The organism is Streptococcus sp. 27098_8_69, assembly GCF_041432445.1.
GTDB lineage: Bacteria > Bacillota > Bacilli > Lactobacillales > Streptococcaceae > Streptococcus.
In genome coordinates, this window is record NZ_JAPVZO010000010.1 from 34,284 (window position 1) to 52,656 (window position 18,373).

An 18,373-nucleotide genomic window follows, 5' to 3' on the forward strand; every position below is an offset into this window, starting at 1 on the left:
ATGAAAAAAATAGTATTTACAGGTGGGGGAACGGTTGGACACGTTACCCTCAACCTTTTGTTAATGCCTAAGTTCATCGAAGATGGCTGGGAAGTCCACTATATCGGTGACAAAAATGGGATTGAGCATCATGAAATTCTCAAGTCAGGTTTAGATGTCACCTTTCATTCTATTGCAACTGGGAAATTGCGTCGTTATTTCTCATGGCAAAACATGGTTGACGTCTTTAAGGTTGCTTTTGGAATTATTCAATCTCTCTTTATCATGCTACGACTTCGTCCACAAGCCCTCTTTTCTAAGGGTGGATTTGTATCTGTTCCGCCTGTTATTGCAGCGCGAGTATGCAGAGTACCAGTCTTTATCCACGAGTCTGACCTCTCTATGGGATTGGCCAATAAAATCGCCTATAAATTTGCGACTAAAATGTACTCTATTTTTGAGCAAGCATCTAGCCTCACTAAGGTAGAGCATGTAGGAGCCGTGACCAAGGTTTCTGGACCAATTATGGAAGAGCCTGAAGAAATGGTGGATATCCGAACTTCTTTCAATGATAAGCTACCAACTCTTCTTTTCGTCGGAGGTTCTGCTGGGGCGCGTGTCTTTAACCAATTAGTTACAGACCATAAGGAAGAACTGACTAGTCGTTATAATATCATCAACCTAACAGGGGATGCTAGCTTAAATGAACTAAGTTCAAACCTCTACCGTGTTGACTACGTGACTGACCTCTATCAACCGCTCATGAATATGGCTGATGTAGTCATCACTCGTGGTGGTGCCAATACGATTTTTGAACTTCTTGCTATGGCTAAATTGCATGTCATTGTCCCTCTAGGGCGTGAAGCTAGCCGTGGAGATCAGATTGAAAATGCGGCTTACTTTGTGAAAAAAGGCTATGCTGAGGAGTTGCAAGAGGGCGATTTGACCTTGTCTACTTTAGAAGAAAAAGTAAGCAAGCTTTTGACCCACAAAGAAGACTACCAGAACACGATGAAGAATTCTCATGAATTAAAATCTGTGGCGGATTTTTATGCGCTACTAACAAAAGATCTATCATAAGGAAAATCGATGTCAAAGGATAAGAAACAAGAGCCAACTCAAGGCAAGGAATTGTCAGAGTGGCAAAAACGAAATCAAGAATATCTTCAAAAAAAAGCTGAAGAAAAGGCCCAAGCAGATACCAATAAAAAAGAAGTTGCAAAAGCTCCGGAAGAAGAAACCACTTTATCAGAGTGGCAGAAGCAGAACCGTGAATATCTGCGTAAAAAGGCTGAGGAAGAGACCAAGGAAGAACAAGAGTCAGACTTATCTGAAGATACTGAGGAGGAAGAGGATTTAGATTCTAATCCTGAAGAGCAGAAGGAAAGTGCAGAAGACCAGTCCTCGCTTGAAAATGAGGAGGAAACTACTGAGACAGAACAAGTAGAAGAAGAGGACGAAAAATCTGAAGAAACAAAAGTAGAAGAAAAGAAATCTAAGTCTAAGAGAAAGATGGCCAAGCCTTCTATTCCAAGTGTTCATATCTGGCGTGCTGTTACGATTCTAATCCCAAGTTTGCTTGTCTTGTTCTTTTCCATCTATCTTTTGACGCCATACTCAACTTTGAAAAACATAGAGGTTACTGGTACGGTAGAGACCAATGCAGACCAAATCAAAGAGGCTTCAGGGATTCGTGATAGTGATTATACCTTTGGTCTGCTCCTCAATAAAGACAAACATGCTGAGATGATTAAGTCCAATCACTGGATTGAATCTGCTAGCATTCGCTATCAATTTCCGACCAATTTTACCATCCAGGTCAAGGAATACGGGATTGTAGCCTATTATGTTTCTGGAGAGGACCATTATCCGATTCTTTCTAGTGGGACGGTGGAAACCAGTCCAGTTAGTCTAGTCAGTCTTCCAGAAACCTATATGTCTGTACTTTTTAACGATGAGCAGCAAGTCAAAACCTTGATTGAACAACTAGCTGAAATCAGCCCAGAGATTAAGCAGGCGATCAAAACGATTGAATTGGCTCCAACTAGTGTAACTAGTGATCTGCTCAAGATTACCATGTATGATACGGATGAGATTTTGGTTCCTTTATCAGAACTAGGTAAAAAATTACCTTACTATAGTAAGATTAAACCCCAACTAACAGTACCGAGCGGTATTGATATGGAAGTTGGGATCTATAGTTATAGCTTGACGGATAAGGCTTTAGAAGAAGCAAGAATCAAAGCTAAAGAAGAGGAAAAGAAGAAGCAGGAAGAAGAAAAGAAAAAACAAGAAGAGCAAGGGAATCAAACTCAGAGTCAAAATCAAACAACCCAACAATCACAGAGTCGTTAAGCTTAAGATGATTCTGTTGACTTGATGATGAGTCATGTTTTCTACAAGTTCAATCATTGGTTTTTACTTGACAAGTCCCACTTTAAATAATAGAATAGTAAAAAACCTTTAAAGCAGTCCAGAGAGGCAGCTAAGGTTAGACGGTGAAAGGGTGGATTCTACCCATTTTTCGTGGAACCTTGCTGTTGGCAGGTTCCTTTTTTGTAGTCTCTTTGACGGAAGCTGGGCTGATAAGAAAGATAAGAGGAGAAACGCATGCGTGAAAGTCGCCCAGTCATAGCTCTGGATTTTCCAAGTTTTGAAGAAGCCAAGGAGTTCTTAGCCCTATTTCCAGCAGAGGAAAAGCTCTATGTCAAAGTAGGAATGGAAATCTACTATGCTGTAGGACCTGAAGTTGTCCGTTATTTGAAGTCATTAGGACATAGTGTCTTTTTGGATCTCAAACTGCATGATATTCCCAATACAGTCAAATCAACCATGAAAATTTTATCGAACCTGGGAGTTGATATGACCAATGTGCAGGCAGCAGGTGGGGTTGAGATGATGCAAGCAGCGCGTGAAGGATTGGGAGACAAGGGGATTCTCATAGCTGTTACCCAATTAACCTCAACCTCGGAGGAACAAATGCAAGAATGTCAAAATATCCAAACCAGCCTCCAAGAGTCGGTTATCCACTATGCCCAGAAAACAGCTGAAGCTGGTCTAGATGGAGTCGTTTGCTCGGCCCAAGAAGCCAAGCTTATCAAACAAGCAACTCATGAAGACTTTATCTGTCTGACACCAGGGATTCGCCCAAGAGGGACAGAAGCAGGGGATCAGAAACGGGTAGTAACCCCAGGAGAAGCTTACCAGATTGGTAGTGACTATATCGTTGTCGGACGCCCAATCACTCAAGCCACTGATCCAGTAGCAGCTTATTATGCTATCAAGGATGAATGGACACGAGATTGGAAATAATTAGGTACAAAATAAGAACTAAAAGGAGAATCCCATGACACTTGCTAAAGACATTGCCAGCCATCTATTAAAAATTCAAGCCGTTTACCTCAAACCAGAAGAACCTTTTACTTGGGCATCAGGTATCAAGTCACCGATTTATACGGACAACCGTGTGACGCTTGCTTATCCAGATACTCGTAGCTTGATTGAAAATGGTTTTGTGGAAGCTATTAAGGCAGAATTCCCAGAAGTAGAAGTGATTGCAGGAACAGCGACTGCAGGTATTCCTCATGGTGCCATCATCGCTGACAAGATGAACTTGCCATTTGCCTATATCCGCAGCAAACCAAAAGACCACGGTGCAGGAAACCAAATCGAAGGCCGTGTAGCCCAAGGGCAAAAAATGGTCGTTGTTGAAGATTTGATTTCAACTGGGGGCTCAGTTTTAGAAGCCGTAGCTGCTGCCAAACGTGAAGGTGCAGATGTATTAGGTGTCGTAGCAATTTTCAGCTATCAATTACCAAAAGCAGAGAAAAACTTTGCAGATGCTGGTGTCAAACTGGTGACACTTTCAAACTACAGTGAGCTTATCCACCTAGCCCAAGAAGAAGGTTACATCACACCAGAAGGACTTGACCTCCTAAAACGCTTTAAAGAAGACCAAGAAAATTGGCAAAATGCTTAAAAAATAGAAAATCAGGTAGGTACTATGAACTGCTCCCTGTCAAGTGGACAATGAAATAATAAAAAATTAAGCAAGGGCCTTGTTCCTCATTTCAAGAGGAGCAAGGCCTTTGTTGCGCTCTTGAAAACGCTCGTTATTATAAAAGTAGATGTAATCATCAATATCAGCAACAAGTTCCTCAAAAGTCTTATACTTCTTCAAATCATAACACTCCGTTTTAAAGTGTCCAAAGAAGCTCTCAATAGGGGCATTATCAATACATTTACCAACTCTAGATATAGAGCAGTGGTGACCATCCAGTATTCTCGTGTGTGTATACGCTGATTCACGGTTACTATGAATCAGCGAAGTTGCACCTAGATTAGGCTCTATAGCTTTTCCATAACTAAGGGATTATTGTATATAGTCTCTTCCTTGAATTAAGTAATGTTGATGATATAAATCGGGTGTGATATAATGTTTTAGCCCCCTCAATTTAAGGAAGGGAGGTGTTACATATGTTAGAAACTTTACTCACAGTGTTTCTAGCTCCGTTACTGATTAACGTGTTATCTGAGCTTTTTAAGTTATGGCTGAAGAAACGTAAGAAGTAATGGTTAACCCTTTTAGAGGGTAGCAAAAAACCCCATCGGTGACACGGTGGGGCTTTTTTAGTTACATATGCTGTAACTTTACTCACATTGTAAGTTCATTTTAACACAAATCTATCGATATTTCAAGCTTTTGTTTTGATATTTCCTCAGAGGTCATTCCGCCATTTTATAACACCGAAGCCTGTGGTTTGAGTTCGCTCAACTGAAATTAGAACATGCGCTTCTAGATTCCATTCTACAGGAAAGAAATCAACTTTTTTCTAGGGGATTTCCGCCCTCATTTTGGTCTTTTGTGCTAAAATAGACTTATAAATTGAAAATAAGGAATGTTTATGAAATCGGGTAATGGTTTTTGGAAAGGCTGCCTCTATTTTTGGGGAGTTTTGTTATTGCTGGGGCTTCTGCTTCAGTATGCGCTACCTCTTGCAATTTGTGTCTTGCTAGGTTATGGTGGCTATCTACTTTACAAACGTTGGCGCTATCCTCTTTTGCAGGACCGTTCGCTCGACGATCGGATTGAGCTTTTAAAAGCTAGGATTCGCCAGGCGGACAAAGATATTCAGCAACTAGAGGGAACTTTAGTAGAAAAAGGCTCAGAGTCCTATAAGAGTTTGGCCAATCAAGTATTAATTGAACTGCGGGAAATTCGTCAGGAGGCGGATCGTCTCAAGTCCTATATTGATGATGATGTTTACAACCGTATTGACAAAAAGGTTCGTACAGTGCGGGCAACTATCGATGTTCAGCTAGAACGTTTGGATAGAGAAAGTCAGGTAGATCTTGAAAATGCGGAGCCAGAGGAACTAGCTCCAGAATTGTCCCAGACCTTGGCTAATATTGCTATTGACCATCAGGCCATTTTAGACAAGATTGCCACCTCTGCTGAGGGTGATAAGGAAGAATTGACCGCCATCCATACTTTGAAGATGGAGAAATTCCAAACGATTTTAGAAGGCTATTTAAAGATTAAGGCCAATCCTAAAAACTATAATCGGGCAGAAGAACGTTTGCAGCAAGCTAAAGCAGCCATCGAACAATTTGACCTTGAGCTGGACCAAGTCTTGAGAGAACTCAATGAAACAGATATGCGTGATTTTGATATCAGTCTGCGCATCCTAGAAAAAGATCGTAAAGAATAGGTTAGAAATAAAGGAGTAACCATGACAGAATTTAATTTTGATATTGACCAGATTGCCAATAATACGGTAGCTAAGGTGGATAAAACAACCCAAATCATCGAGACCAATACTGGCTCGGACAAGACCTTGACTTTCCTTGAAAAGTTGAGCCCTGAGCAGCAAGAGGGAATCAAGGCGCGCGTGCCTCAGTTAGTAGACCAGTTTGTCACCAATCAAAATGCTCTTTTGGATTTTGGACAATCTGCTGTCGAAGGTGTGAACAATACGGTCAACCGTATCTTGTCAGAACAAAAGAAACTGCAGATTCCCCAAGTGGATGATCTACTCAAAAATACTAACCGTGAGTTGCAAGGCTTTGTCGTCAAATACAAGAATGCTGAAATTGCTGAGTTGGAAGAAAAGCCAAACTTTTTGCAACGCTTGTTTAACAAGAGCAAGAATACCCTACAGGAATTTTACTTTGACTCAAAAACAGTGGAGCAAAAGCTGGATGGCATGGCTGCTGCAGTGGTCAAGCAAGAAGATGTGCTAGCTCGAAATATCGTCTCTGCTGAGATGTTGATTGAGGACAATACCAAATCTATTGAAAATCTAGTGGGAGTGATTTCCTTTATCGAAGCCAGCCAGACAGAAGCTGGCAATCGCGCTGCAGAATTGAAAGCTCAAGCTGACCAACTCGATACAAGTACGGTGGAATACCAGACCAAGTCTCAAGAATTGGCCCGCATGGCAGAAGTAGTCAATACCCTCGAACAACAACATACCGAGTATGTCAGCCGTCTCTATGTTGCCTGGGCCACAACACCTCAGATGCGCAACCTTGTGAAGGTATCATCTGATATGCGCCAAAAATTGGGCATGCTTCGTCGCAATACGATTCCAACAATGAAGCTTTCCATTGCCCAACTTGGTATTTTGCAACAATCAATGAAATCAGGTGTCGTGGCAGATGCCATTGTCAATGCCAACAATGCTGCCCTTCAGATGCTAGCTGAAACCAGCAAGGAAGTGATTCCGCAGATGGAGAGAATTGCTCAAAATCCGACAGTCGCTGTCGAATCTGTTACTAAGCTGGCTGAAAGTCTGGTTGCTCAAAACCAAGGTATCGTTGCTGCCATTGAGTTGGGACGCCAGAAACGTGCCCAACTAGAAACAACCATCGTCAAGTCCGCAGAAATGATTAACGATTCTGTCAAACTACGCGATGAGAAAATCGTCCAAGCCCTTCTAGACCAAGGCAAGGCCGCCCAGAAAGAAGTACAAGAATAATATATAAGTCCCCTGTAAGGTAGATTTGCAGGGGATTTTGCTTGTTTTAGTAGAAGTTTGAAGTCAGGAAATTATTGCTAGATTTAGAGAGAATACCCTAGAAAATCTTTTCGCTACTAGTCTTTTATGATATAATGAAAGGCAGTAAAGGCGCCGTTTTTCAATGTCGCAACGCCTTGGATGAATGAAAAGGAAGAGTCCCTATGGTTTTCAGATTTAAGCAAACAAGTCCCATACAGAGAGCTATATTCGCGTCCACGTACCCAGTTTCAAAACCTGCCAATCTCCTTGGTGGGCTTTTTGCCTGATAGAAGTGGAGGATGGACATGATGTACACTTTATCAAAAGAATTAGAACAAGAACTCATCGTTTCTGCACCTGAGTTACAGCCTAGTTATACTGCCATCGTAGAATACCTAGAGGCTATCAACCAGAAAGAAGCATCTGGAAGCAATTCTCAGGAACTCCAGAACCAGCTTGCTATTCAGCTGAGACGTTTAGAAGATTTGGTGCAGGGTTATATCCAAATAAAGAAGAACCCGCATCACTACCTAGATGCAGATAAAGACTTGACGGCAGGCTATCAAGCCATAAAAGGGACGGAGCAAGCCCTGCTTGAAAAATTGCAACATCTCAATCAAGCAGCCTTGCAGGATTTCCATATCAGCCAGAGACTCTCTCCTAAAGATGAGCTTGCTGTTCCTATAGCAGGCAAAGCCAAAACCAAACAGGAATTGGCTATCGAGCGAGATTTAATCAACCAGCTGACAAAGGGAGAAAGTCAATGGGTGTATCGACCTGAGTTGAATACAGAAGACCTCCTATGGGGAAACTTTTTTGCCAAGCTGGAAGCCAATAATGTCCGCATTTTGCAAGACTATCCCCTTACAAATTCAGAGAAAAATCAAATTAAAAACCAGCTCAATTTCGTCAACTTCTATGAAGCAGCCAAGTGGATAGCAGGAGAAAATGGCATTGCCAAGGTACAGGTTCAACGTGAAGATGCCAGTCTAGGCACCATTCGCTTGGAAGTCTTGTGGAGAAACAATGTCGCTGGTGGCAAATCCAGCTATGAGGTTGTCAACCAAGTCATCACAGGCGGAGAAGGGATTCGTCAGCGCCGTGGAGATGTGACTTTGTTAATCAATGGACTGCCTATGATTCAAATCGAACTGAAAAGCCGTTCTCATCCTTATATGGATGCCTTCCGTCAGATTAAGAAATACGACCAAGAAGGACAGTTCAGAGGCATTTTTTCAAGTCTTCAGATGTTTGTCGTCTCTAATGTCACAGATACTCGCTACATCGCAGCTGCCAAAGCCAACAAGCTAAATGAACGCTTCTTGACCAAGTGGGTGGATAGTGAAAATAGACCCCAGCCTCAGCTATTTGACTTTGCAGAGTCTGTCTTGTCCATACCGAGAGCCCACGAGATGGTCATGCAGTATTCTGTCATCGATGATGACAAGAAGGCCTTGATTTTATTGCGTCCCTATCAGGTTCATGCCATTGAGGCTATACGTGAAGCTAGTCGCAAGCGCCAGTCGGGTTATATCTGGCATACAACTGGTTCAGGAAAGACCCTGACCTCCTATAAGGTTTCGCGCAATCTGCTCCAGATTCCATCCATCGAAAAGACAATCTTTGTGATTGATAGGACAGATCTTGACCAGCAGACGACTAGTTCTTTTCAATCTTATGCAGAGAACGACATGATTGATATCGACGAGACAGATGATACACAGGAATTAGTTAAAAATCTGGCTTCTGATGATCGTCGTGTCGTTGTGACGACCATCCAGAAAATCAACGCCATGATTCGTCAGTTTGATGAAGGCCGTCACCAAAAGGTTTACAATCGTATCAAGCAACTCAAACTTGCCTTTGTCGTCGATGAATGCCATCGCGCAGTGACTCCTGAACGCCAGCGCCACCTAGAGCATTTCTTTACAAATTCTCTCTGGTATGGTTTTACAGGGACTCCTATCTTTACAGAAAATCAACGTGAACAAAAAGGAGACCTTGCTCAGACGACCGAAGAGCAGTATGGTGACTGTCTCCATCAATATACCGTCAAAGAAGCCATTCATGACAAGGCGGTTCTTGGATTTAATGTGGAGTATCAGACAACCATGCCTGGTTGGGCAGAAGATGAGATTGACGAGGAGCGCTATGATGACGAAGGCCACATGCTTGCGGTTTTAGATGCCATTCTCAATCGCTCAAGACGCAAACTCGGTTTCCAAAATGGGGTAGGGAAAACCTACGAAGCCATTTTGACCGTCAAAAGCATTGCCCGTGCGCAGGCCTATTATAACCTGATTAAGCAAGTCAAAAATGGAGAGAAGTCTCTAAGTATCTCAGAAAAAGTTAAAAAGGTCTTGCCAGACTTTCCTAAGGTTGCCATTACCTATTCTGTGACAGAAAATGAAGCAGACTCCTATGTTAACCAAGCCTACATGGAGGAGAGTTTAGAAGACTACAATGCTATGTTTGGCACCCACTTTAGCCTAGCAACCATTGCTTCCTACAATAGTGACCTCAACGACCGTCTGGCCCGTAAGAAAGAACGCTTTGCCTTTCGTGAGGAACAGTTGGACCTGGTTATCGTTGTGGACCGCTTGTTGACGGGCTTTGATGCCCCTTGCCTATCGACCCTGTTCATGGATCGTCAGCCCATGAAACCCCAGCATATCATTCAGGCCTTTTCACGAACCAATCGCCTCTTTGATGAAGGCAAGAAATTTGGTCAAATCGTCACCTTCCAAACGCCTGACCGCTTTAAAGAAAAGGTGGATGAAGCTCTGAGCCTCTACTCAAATGGGGGTGAAACTAGTGTCTTAGCCCCAGAATGGCAGGAGGAGAAGGCCAAGTTTCTTGAGAAGGTTCATCAACTACTAGCCATCGCTCCAAGTCCAGAGCAGGTGCCTGATTTGGATACAGCGACAGATGCAGAATTAAAACGCTTTGCCAAGGCCTTTCAAGAATTTGACAAGCTCCTATCCTCTATACAAGTCTATTCGGACTATGATGAGAAAGTCATCCTCAGAGAAATTGGTCTCAGCCTCGAAGATATCGAGAACTTTGCCGGCCAATATCAAAATGTCATCGAAGAGCTTCGCAGACGCAGAAAAGAAGATCAAGAAGATGAAGGTGTGCTGCTGGATATCGAGTATGAGCTCGAATCTATCCGCACTGACGAGATAAACTATCACTATATCCTCTCTCTCATCCAAGCTCTGATTGAAAATCGGGAAAACCTCATTGGTAAAAAGGAAAAGAGTCTGGTAGATAACTATATCGAAGATTTGAACAAATCCAATCCCAAGTTATCCAACCTCATCTCCAACCTCTGGCAGGATGTCCAAGCTGATGCTAAGAGCTATCAGGGGCAGTCTATCATCCATAAGTTGGATGAGATGATTGAACTAACAACCCAGAAAAAGATTCGTGAAACGGCAGATTATTGGCAGATAGGGGAGGATGAACTCCAGTTCGTAGTGGACAACTACCGCATCGGACGCGACAAGCAAAATGGTGAAAAAGCCATCACGGAGTCTCAGGACTATCTGTCCTATAAGGAAACCCACGGAGACAAGGCACTGCCAAAACTCAAATACAAAAAAGCCCTCAAAGAGGACTATATGCGCATGATTTCAGAGGATATCTTACCACTAAGGGGAAGATAAAATTCCGATTTGACTTTTCTTATTTGCTAGATGTTTAACTTTATCCTGTCAAATCAGCCTATCTATTGTTTCAAAATAGATAAAAATGAAGAATAGATATCAAAAAAGAAAATCTAAAGTGTAGAAATAGGAAAATGGAGTAATAGAAAGAAGGAGCATTATGGAGAAATTATTTATTATTGGAAATGGTTTCGATATAGCACATGATTTGAAGACGAATTATTTATATTTCAAAAAGTTTGTTTATCAACAGGCCTATGGCAAAGATGAGTTATTGGAGTCGTTGCAAAGTGAAAATGCCATTAAATTATATCTAAATAGGGTTGATGAAGAAATATTATTCGAAGAAATAGATGATTATGATATTCTTGAAAAGCAAATGGCGCTAGAAGATGCCCCATATCCAGATGATGTAGATTTTTACAAGTTGTTGTATCAGTTGATGGGTCAAATTACAGAAACTGAGAAATTTTGGTCTGATTTTGAAGAGAAATTAGCAGATTTTAATAAAGTGTCTATTGATACCATGGATTTTGTGGATAGTGATGGTGATTTGAATGGTTCTTTGATGGCTAATAATGCTAATGAGATAGGAGAAATTCTAGCTAAATATATAGATTATTCTTTAAATAAATTATTTAAATTGTGGATAGAAGAGACATATTCTGATTGGAAGGATAGAATTCTGACTAAAGGTGAAGAATCATACTCTAAATTATTAAAAGATACAGTTTTGAAAAATTCTGATGCATTATTTATCAATTTCAATTATACAAAAACGTTAGAGGATTTATATAGAATTCCTGAAGAGCGAGTTTTTCATTTACATGGAGTTATTGGTGGAGAAAAATTTATTTTTGGACATGGTTTTGATGATGAAGTAAATGATTTCAATCCTTTAGATGTAGCAGCGTACCTTGAAGAGGTTGTTATGAAGTTAAAGAAACCAGTTGACAATGTATTATCTAATTATGATGAACTTTTTGAAAGATTATCTTCTGTCAAAGAAATTTATTTCATCGGTTTTGGAATTCGTTCAGAACAAAGATGGGTAGACAGTCCATATTTAAAAGCAATATTTAAGGAGAATCCAAATGCAGATATTTTACTTGATAGTTATTACCGATTTGGAAATATAGTACAAATAAAAAGAACTCTGAAAAAATTAGGTGCAGATAAAGCATATAAACTAAGATTGATAGATACAAGGGACAATCAATTGTTATAAGGAGGAGATATATGACAAAACAACCAAGTTATCGCTTTGCGGGATATGCCGAACCTTGGGTAGAGAAGAAGTTGGGGGAAACTGAAACTCTTTTTACAGATGGCAACTACGGAGAAGCTTATCCATCAGAGAAAGACCTTACTACTAGTGAAAATGGTGTCCCTTTTTTAAGAGGTAGTAATCTTGTAAATGGAGTTTTGGATGAGACTAATGCAAATTATATAACTCATGAAAAACATGAAGAATTGACGTCTGGTCACATTGAATTGGATGATATTATTTTAGCAGTGAGAGGATCATTAGGAGCTATTGGATACGCTAAAGATGAGAATGTTGGATGGAACATCAATTCACAGCTCGCAATTATTCGGACTAATAAAAATGAAGCTAAAGGGGACTTTTTTTTACAATTTTTTATTAGTACAAAAGGGCAAAAAGAATTGTTATCGAGAAATACTGGAACGGCATTAAAGCAGTTACCACTTAAGCAACTAAAAGATATCCCAGTCCCCCTCCCCTCCCTCCCCGAGCAAACTGTCATTGGTTCTTTCTTCCAAGATATTGACCAGCTTATTAGCCTTCAACAGTGTAAGTTAGAGGTGCTCAAAGAGCAGAAGAAAACCTACCTCAAGCTCCTTTTCCCAGCCAAAGGACAAACCAAACCAGCTCTTCGCTTCGCAGGATTTGAAGATGAGTGGAAGGAAGTGAAGTTGGGGGAAGTTACGGATAGATATGATAATTTAAGAGTTCCAGTTTCAGCAAATGAAAGGGTTTCTGGGGATACTCCATATTATGGGGCTAATGGGATACAGGATTATGTAGATGGTTATACACATGATGGCGAGTTTATTCTTATTGCCGAAGATGGCGCAAGTGATTTAAAAAATTATCCAGTACAATATGTAAATGGAAAAGTTTGGGTAAATAATCATGCTCATGTTATTCAAGGTAAAAATGACTTGATAAACAATTTGTTTTTATTATTTGCAGTAAAACAAATTAACATTGAACCTTTTCTAGTAGGAGGAGGAAGAGCGAAGCTAAATTCGGATATAATGATGAAGCTCCCTCTACATCTCCCAACCCTCCCTGAGCAACAAGCTATCGGTTCTTTCTTCCAAGACCTAGACAAGGCCATTTCCAAGCAAGAGGAAAAAGTCAACCAGCTCAAAGAAAGCAAACAAACCCTACTCAAAAAAATGTTTATCTAAGATGACAAGACCGTTAAAAGCATAGTATAGTAACCCGTTTTTAAAAGACTTCATCTTAATAACTAGATGTAAAATGAGCGCGAACGAAGTGAGCCTTTAGAAGATATTTTCCGCCATAGTGGTATCCTATACAATAACAAAGTTATTGTATAGGACGGGATTTTTGAGACTCTGGGCTCAAAAATTAGGGATGAAATTCCGAAGGAAGTTGCTCCCGTCCGCACTATTTAAGGAAAATATAAAAAAGAAAAATATTTTAAAACATGGAATACTACTCACAACATAAATTGATAGGAGACCCTATGTCACAAACAGATTTATCAAGAGAACTCTACCAATCCCTCTGGAATGCGGCAGATATCCTGCGTGGCCAGATGGAAGCCAATGAATACAAGTCCTACCTCTTGGGCTTGATTTTCTACAAGTACCTATCCGACAACATCCTCCAAGCCGTCTGTGATAACTTGGACGAGACCTTTGAGTCCTTCCAGCAAGCCCAGCTTCTCTATGAGGAAAACTTTGCGGATGCAGATGTCCGTGAAGACCTCATTGAGGTCTTAAATGACGAGCTGGGCTATGTGATTGAGCCTTCTTTGACCTTTACCAATCTGGTTCAGTCTATCCATGAAGGCACCTTCCAGCTAGAATCCCTAGCCCAAAGTTTCCGTGATATCGAGCAGGCCAATGAAAAATTTGAAAATCTCTTCGAAGATATCGACCTCTATGCGAAAAAGCTAGGTAACACCCCGCAAAAGCAAAACAAGACCATCTCTGAGGTTATGAAACAGCTCAACGACCTCAATGTCTCTGGTCATGCTGGTGATATCTTGGGTGATGCTTATGAGTACCTGATTGGTCAATTTGCCAGTGATTCTGGGAAAAAGGCTGGAGAGTTCTATACACCTCAAACAGTCTCTCACCTCATGACTCAGATTGTCTTTGCAGGGCGGGAGCATCAAAAGGGGATGTCGGTTTACGACCCGACCATGGGTTCTGGTTCCCTCTTGCTCAATGCCAAGCGCTATAGTAAGCAAGCTTCGACAATTTCTTACTACGGTCAAGAATTGATTACTTCGACTTTCAACCTTGCTCGTATGAATATGATGCTTCATGGGGTTGCGATTGAGAACTATCACCTCAGTAACCACGACACCCTAGACGAAGATTGGCCGACTACCGAGCCGACAGACTTTGATGGGGTTTTGATGAACCCACCTTATTCGCTTAAGTGGTCAGCAGATAGTGGCTTCCTGCAAGATCCTCGCTTTTCAAGCTATGGAGTTCTTGCACCTAAGTCCAAAGCAGATTTTGCCTTCCTCCTTCACGGTTTTTACCACCTCAAGCATAATGGTGTCATGGCTATCGTTCTTCCTCACGGAGTCCTTTTCCGAGGAGCAGCCGAGCAAAAGATTCGCCAGCACCTGCTAGAAGAAGGCGCTATTGATACAGTTATCGGCTTGCCAGCAAATATCTTCTACAATACCTCTATCCCGACAACCATTATTATCCTTAAAAAGAATCGCACTAACAAGGATGTCTTCTTTATCGATGCCTCAAAAGAGTTTGAAAAAGGGAAAAATCAAAACAATATGACCGAAGACCATATTGCCAAGATTTTGGAGACCTATCAAAAACGTGAGAATGTCGAGAAGTTTGCCCATCTAGCCAGCTTTGAAGAGATTGTAGAAAATGACTACAACCTTAACATTCCGCGCTATGTCGATACCTTTGAGGAAGAACCAGTTGTTCCCCTAGCCGACCTCGCAGACCAGCTCGCAGAGATTGATAAAGAGATTGGAGAGGTAGAAGTCAGACTCGCACACATGCGCAGCCAGCTAGTAGGTACAACACCAGAAGCTCAAGCAGAATTAATCGCCTATCTCGAAAAATTGAAAGAAATTTAGAGAGTAGGGGAAGAATGAAAACATCTCGTATAGATTGTACGAGGTGTTTTTGTATTTCGTTGTATTACACATCATGTATAATATAGGTGAAAAATGACGACATCGGTTAAGTAGAGTGCTAAAATCACCTGATTCAAATCAGTTTTACAAAAAAGATTGTAGGATAAGTAGAGTTTGGATGAAATCTATTGATTTTGGACTTCTTTTAATGCATGAAAACTCCCCCTATAGTTTCTAGTGAATTTATGTTTTTTCACTGTCTACTATAAGGGGAGTGTATTACATCAGTTATCTGATTTCTTTTTGTGATTTCATTGGATGTTAGTCAACTTTTCCGCCTTCAACAACCAAATCATCTGCTTTAGCAGCGTCACCGTAGGTTGGGTGAAGTGTTTTTTCATAGGCCTTGTGGAAGAAGTTTTCCTTACCTAATTTTTCAATATCTTTATTGATGAAGTCTAGCAATTCTTGGTTGCCTTTTTGAACTGCTGCCGCAATGGTATCTGGATCACCGAGGGAAGTAATTCCTACTTCAAATCCTTTATTTTCGAGCGCCCAAGCTAGGACTTCAGTATTGTCAGTAGAAAAGGCATCTCCACGTCCGTCAAGAAGGGCTTGGTAGGCATCGCTATATTGATCGTATTTTTGGAGTTTTACTTCTGGGTGATTTTTCTCAAAGTAAGTTTCAGCAGTGGTTCCTTTTGTAACGATCAAGGTTTTGCCTTCAAGTTCTTTAACGTCCTTGATAACTTTATCTTTTGGTGACACAACACCAAGAGAAACTTTCATGTATGGAAGGGCAAAGTCAACTTGTTTCTTACGTTCGTCTGTAACTGTAAAGTTGGCAAGGGTGATATCAACCTTGTTAGAAATCAAGTATTCAGCACGGTTGGCAGCATCCACAGAAACGTATTTGACCTTGACACCTAGGTCTTGTGCCAATTGGTTCCCAAGCTCAATATCGTAACCTTGGTAAGAACCATCGTTGTCAACATAGCCAAAAGGTTTCTTGTCTCCAAATACGGCGATTCGAAGTTCACCGCTTTTTTTGATTTCATCAATAGTGCGAGCCTTAGCAGTCGTTTTACCAGATGAAGCATCAGAGCTTCCACCTGAGCTACAAGCTGTGACAAAGATAAGTGCAAAGGAAAGTGCCAAAACAGTTAAGAGTGGTTTTAGTAGTTTCATAAAAAATCTCCTTTATAGATATGAGCCAAACTGGCTAAAGTCAAAGACGTTTAAAAATTCTTGTGCTCGTTTGGTTTGTGGATTTGTGAAGAAGTCTTGAGCAGTTCCTTCTTCGGCGATTTTCCCTTGGTCGAGGAAGATAATGCGGTCCGCAATGGCTTGGGCAAACTGCATTTCATGGGTTACCAGGATCATAGTACGCCCTTCTTGGACTAAGTCATTGATAAGTTCCAAAACCTCACGCACCATTTCTGGATCTAAAGAAGCAGTCACTTCGTCAAAGAGGATAATTTCTGGATGCATGAGGAGGGCACGGACGATAGCAACCCGTTGCTTCTGTCCACCAGATAATTGACGAGCAAAGCTATGTTGTTTATCCAACAATCCGACACGTTCTAGTAGTTGTAGGGCTTCTTCTGTTACTTCTTTCTTGTCGCGTCCTTGAGCCTTGATAGGGCCTAAGATAAGATTTTGAAGGACATCCAAGTGAGGAAAGAGTTCATAACTTTGAAAGACCATACCGATTTTTTGGCGAACCAAGTGAAAATCTTTTTTATTTTCAACGATGGACTGGCCATCCAGCAGGATATCTCCTCCTTGAATACTTTCTAAACCATTGAGGCAACGAAGAAGGGTGCTTTTCCCACAACCAGATGGTCCTAGGATGACGACAACTTCTCCCTTTTTGATATCTAGAGAAAGTCCTTGGAGGATAGGATTGTCTCCGAAGGATTTTTTTAGTTCCTTGATTTCTAAAATAGTTTCAGACATTTAATTCCTCCAATGTTTTTCTAAGTGAGTAGATAGTTTGGAAATAGGGAAGCAAACCGCGAAATACAAGACTAGGATGGTTCCATAAATCCAAAAGGAAGCTGTTGGGATCGTCAAACGATTGCTATCGATGATTTGTTGCCCAACCTTGGTAACTTCAACAACCCCAATCAAAACAACCAAGGAAGTCGTTTTAATCATCCGAGTGACAAGATTGATAGCTTGTGGTAACAGTCTTCTCAAGACCTGAGGGATAATGATGTAGTAGTAGAGTTGCACTTTAGTTAAGCCAAGTGCTTGTCCGCTCTCAAACTGATGCTTAGGAAGAGAAGTGATAGCTCCACGAACCAAGTCCCCCATCTCAGCTGTTCCCCAAAGAGTGAAAACGATAATAGCAGAAGTCTCACCTGAGATATTGATATTAAAGTTTCTCGCCAAGCCAAAGTAAACGATAAAAAGGAGCACTAGCTGAGGCATGATACGGATAAATTCTAGATAAAAGCGTGTCAAGAAGCGAACGACTCTAGAATGAGAGGTCATGATAATTCCCATAACCGTTCCGAAAATCATGGATAAGAGGACAGACAGGATAGAAATCCCAATCGTGACTCCCAATCCCTGTAAAATTCTCAGGAGATTATTTCCCTGAAAGAGTACTTGCATTCCCGAATCCTGCATGACGGAGCCTCCTTTCTATCCAGCTAAAGACTAGTGAAATAGGTAGAAGCATGATAAGGTAAGCAACCACCAACATGGCTAGCGCAATATCTGTCTCATAGTAGAGTCCAATCAGGTCCTTAGCAACGTACATAAGATCAGCAAGGGCAACCGCTGAAAAGACAGAAGTTTCCTTGATCAGGAAAATGACATTGGCACTAAAGGACGGTAGAGCCACCGCAGTCGCTTGTGGAAGAACTACGTAGCGAAAGACCTGAAAAGGTGTAAGCCCAATGGCTAAACCAATCTCATGCTGGGTTTGACTGACAGCTTCTAGTCCACTTCGGAAGGATTCCGCCATGTAGGAACCACCTAAAAAAATCAGTCCCAGTGTTGCACAGACTTCTGAAGAAAGAACAATCCCTATTCGAGGTAGGCCGAAGTAGAGAAAGAAAAGTTGTATCAAAAGGGGTGTATTTCGTGAAAGCTCGATATAGGCTGTTGCCAACTGGGAGAAAACAGGAAGGCGGTAATGCCGGATGACGCTGACGATGAGCCCCAGCAAAAAAGAACCTAGAATTCCCCAAACTGCAATATGCAAGGTCAAAAAGAATGCCTCTTGATAAAGTGGTAGATATTGTTCAACAATAGACCAATCCAAACTAAAACCTCCCATCTAGAAATGATAAAAACATTGTAGCATTAAAAGGGAGCTTTGGATAATATGTATTTTCTATCACAATGATAGACAAAATCTATTGGAAAG

The 18,373-nt window shown here is 41.2% G+C and carries 14 protein-coding genes and 1 pseudogene; 10 read left to right on the plus strand and 5 right to left on the minus strand.

What is annotated here, in order from left to right:
• The 4 genes from O3658_RS04960 to pyrE all read left to right on the plus strand — a co-directional run bounded on the left by O3658_RS04960 (position 1) and on the right by pyrE (position 3,958).
• Complete coding sequence (locus O3658_RS04960; RefSeq protein WP_371559704.1) at positions 1-1,059, plus strand: UDP-N-acetylglucosamine--N-acetylmuramyl-(pentapeptide) pyrophosphoryl-undecaprenol N-acetylglucosamine transferase; 1,059 nt, start codon at positions 1-3, stop codon at positions 1,057-1,059.
• Positions 1,060-1,068: 9 nt separating this feature from the next.
• Positions 1,069-2,334 carry a cell division protein FtsQ/DivIB gene (locus O3658_RS04965; protein WP_371559706.1) on the plus strand — a complete coding sequence of 422 codons (1,266 nt, stop codon included), beginning with the start codon at positions 1,069-1,071 and terminating at the stop codon, positions 2,332-2,334.
• A 255-nt stretch (positions 2,335-2,589) separates the two neighbouring features.
• Entirely contained in the window at positions 2,590-3,291 is a 702-nt protein-coding gene (gene pyrF, locus O3658_RS04970; RefSeq protein WP_371559708.1) for an orotidine-5'-phosphate decarboxylase, read from the plus strand.
• A gap of 34 nt (positions 3,292-3,325) precedes the next feature.
• Positions 3,326-3,958 (plus strand): orotate phosphoribosyltransferase, encoded by a 633-nt coding sequence (gene pyrE / locus O3658_RS04975; RefSeq protein WP_371559710.1) that lies wholly within the window; start codon positions 3,326-3,328, stop codon positions 3,956-3,958.
• Between the two features lie 66 nt (positions 3,959-4,024).
• On the opposite strand, the pseudogene O3658_RS04980 reads toward pyrE, so the two are convergent.
• Positions 4,025-4,336 (minus strand): annotated as a pseudogene (locus O3658_RS04980) (transposase); the annotation flags it as partial.
• Positions 4,337-4,883: 547 nt separating this feature from the next.
• On the opposite strand from O3658_RS04980, the gene O3658_RS04985 reads away from it, so the two are divergent.
• The 6 genes from O3658_RS04985 to O3658_RS05010 all read left to right on the plus strand — a co-directional run bounded on the left by O3658_RS04985 (position 4,884) and on the right by O3658_RS05010 (position 14,991).
• Positions 4,884-5,690, plus strand: a complete 807-nt coding sequence (locus tag O3658_RS04985) for a hypothetical protein (RefSeq protein ID WP_371559712.1) — start codon at positions 4,884-4,886, stop codon at positions 5,688-5,690.
• 21 nt (positions 5,691-5,711) lie between these two features.
• Complete coding sequence (locus tag O3658_RS04990) at positions 5,712-6,959, plus strand: toxic anion resistance protein (protein ID WP_371559714.1); 1,248 nt, start codon at positions 5,712-5,714, stop codon at positions 6,957-6,959.
• A 320-nt stretch (positions 6,960-7,279) separates the two neighbouring features.
• The gene (locus O3658_RS04995) at positions 7,280-10,648 is read left to right on the plus strand and encodes a type I restriction endonuclease subunit R (RefSeq protein ID WP_371559716.1); all 3,369 of its coding nucleotides are present in this window, start codon (positions 7,280-7,282) and stop codon (positions 10,646-10,648) included.
• 160 nt (positions 10,649-10,808) lie between these two features.
• A complete protein-coding gene (locus O3658_RS05000; RefSeq protein ID WP_371559718.1) occupies positions 10,809-11,876 on the plus strand; it encodes an AbiH family protein in 1,068 nt (355 codons plus the stop codon).
• Positions 11,877-11,887: 11 nt separating this feature from the next.
• Positions 11,888-13,087, plus strand: a complete 1,200-nt coding sequence (locus O3658_RS05005) for a restriction endonuclease subunit S (protein WP_371559720.1) — start codon at positions 11,888-11,890, stop codon at positions 13,085-13,087.
• A gap of 302 nt (positions 13,088-13,389) precedes the next feature.
• Positions 13,390-14,991 (plus strand): type I restriction-modification system subunit M, encoded by a 1,602-nt coding sequence (locus O3658_RS05010; RefSeq protein WP_371559722.1) that lies wholly within the window; start codon positions 13,390-13,392, stop codon positions 14,989-14,991.
• Positions 14,992-15,312: 321 nt separating this feature from the next.
• Here O3658_RS05010 and O3658_RS05015 read toward each other — a convergent pair whose 3' ends face one another.
• The 4 genes from O3658_RS05015 to O3658_RS05030 are packed head-to-tail and all read right to left on the minus strand — an operon-like array spanning position 15,313 to position 18,268.
• A complete protein-coding gene (locus tag O3658_RS05015) occupies positions 15,313-16,179 on the minus strand; it encodes a cysteine ABC transporter substrate-binding protein (protein ID WP_371559724.1) in 867 nt (288 codons plus the stop codon).
• A 12-nt stretch (positions 16,180-16,191) separates the two neighbouring features.
• Positions 16,192-16,950: an amino acid ABC transporter ATP-binding protein gene (locus O3658_RS05020; RefSeq protein ID WP_371559725.1), complete on the minus strand. Its 759-nt coding sequence runs from the start codon at positions 16,948-16,950 to the stop codon at positions 16,192-16,194.
• Positions 16,951-17,628, minus strand: coding sequence for an amino acid ABC transporter permease (locus O3658_RS05025; protein ID WP_371559726.1), 678 nt, complete (start codon positions 17,626-17,628; stop codon positions 16,951-16,953).
• Positions 17,588-18,268, minus strand: a complete 681-nt coding sequence (locus tag O3658_RS05030; RefSeq protein WP_248034761.1) for an amino acid ABC transporter permease — start codon at positions 18,266-18,268, stop codon at positions 17,588-17,590. The genes O3658_RS05025 and O3658_RS05030 overlap by 41 nt, the downstream gene beginning before the upstream one ends.
• Between the last annotated feature and the right edge of the window lie 105 nt (positions 18,269-18,373).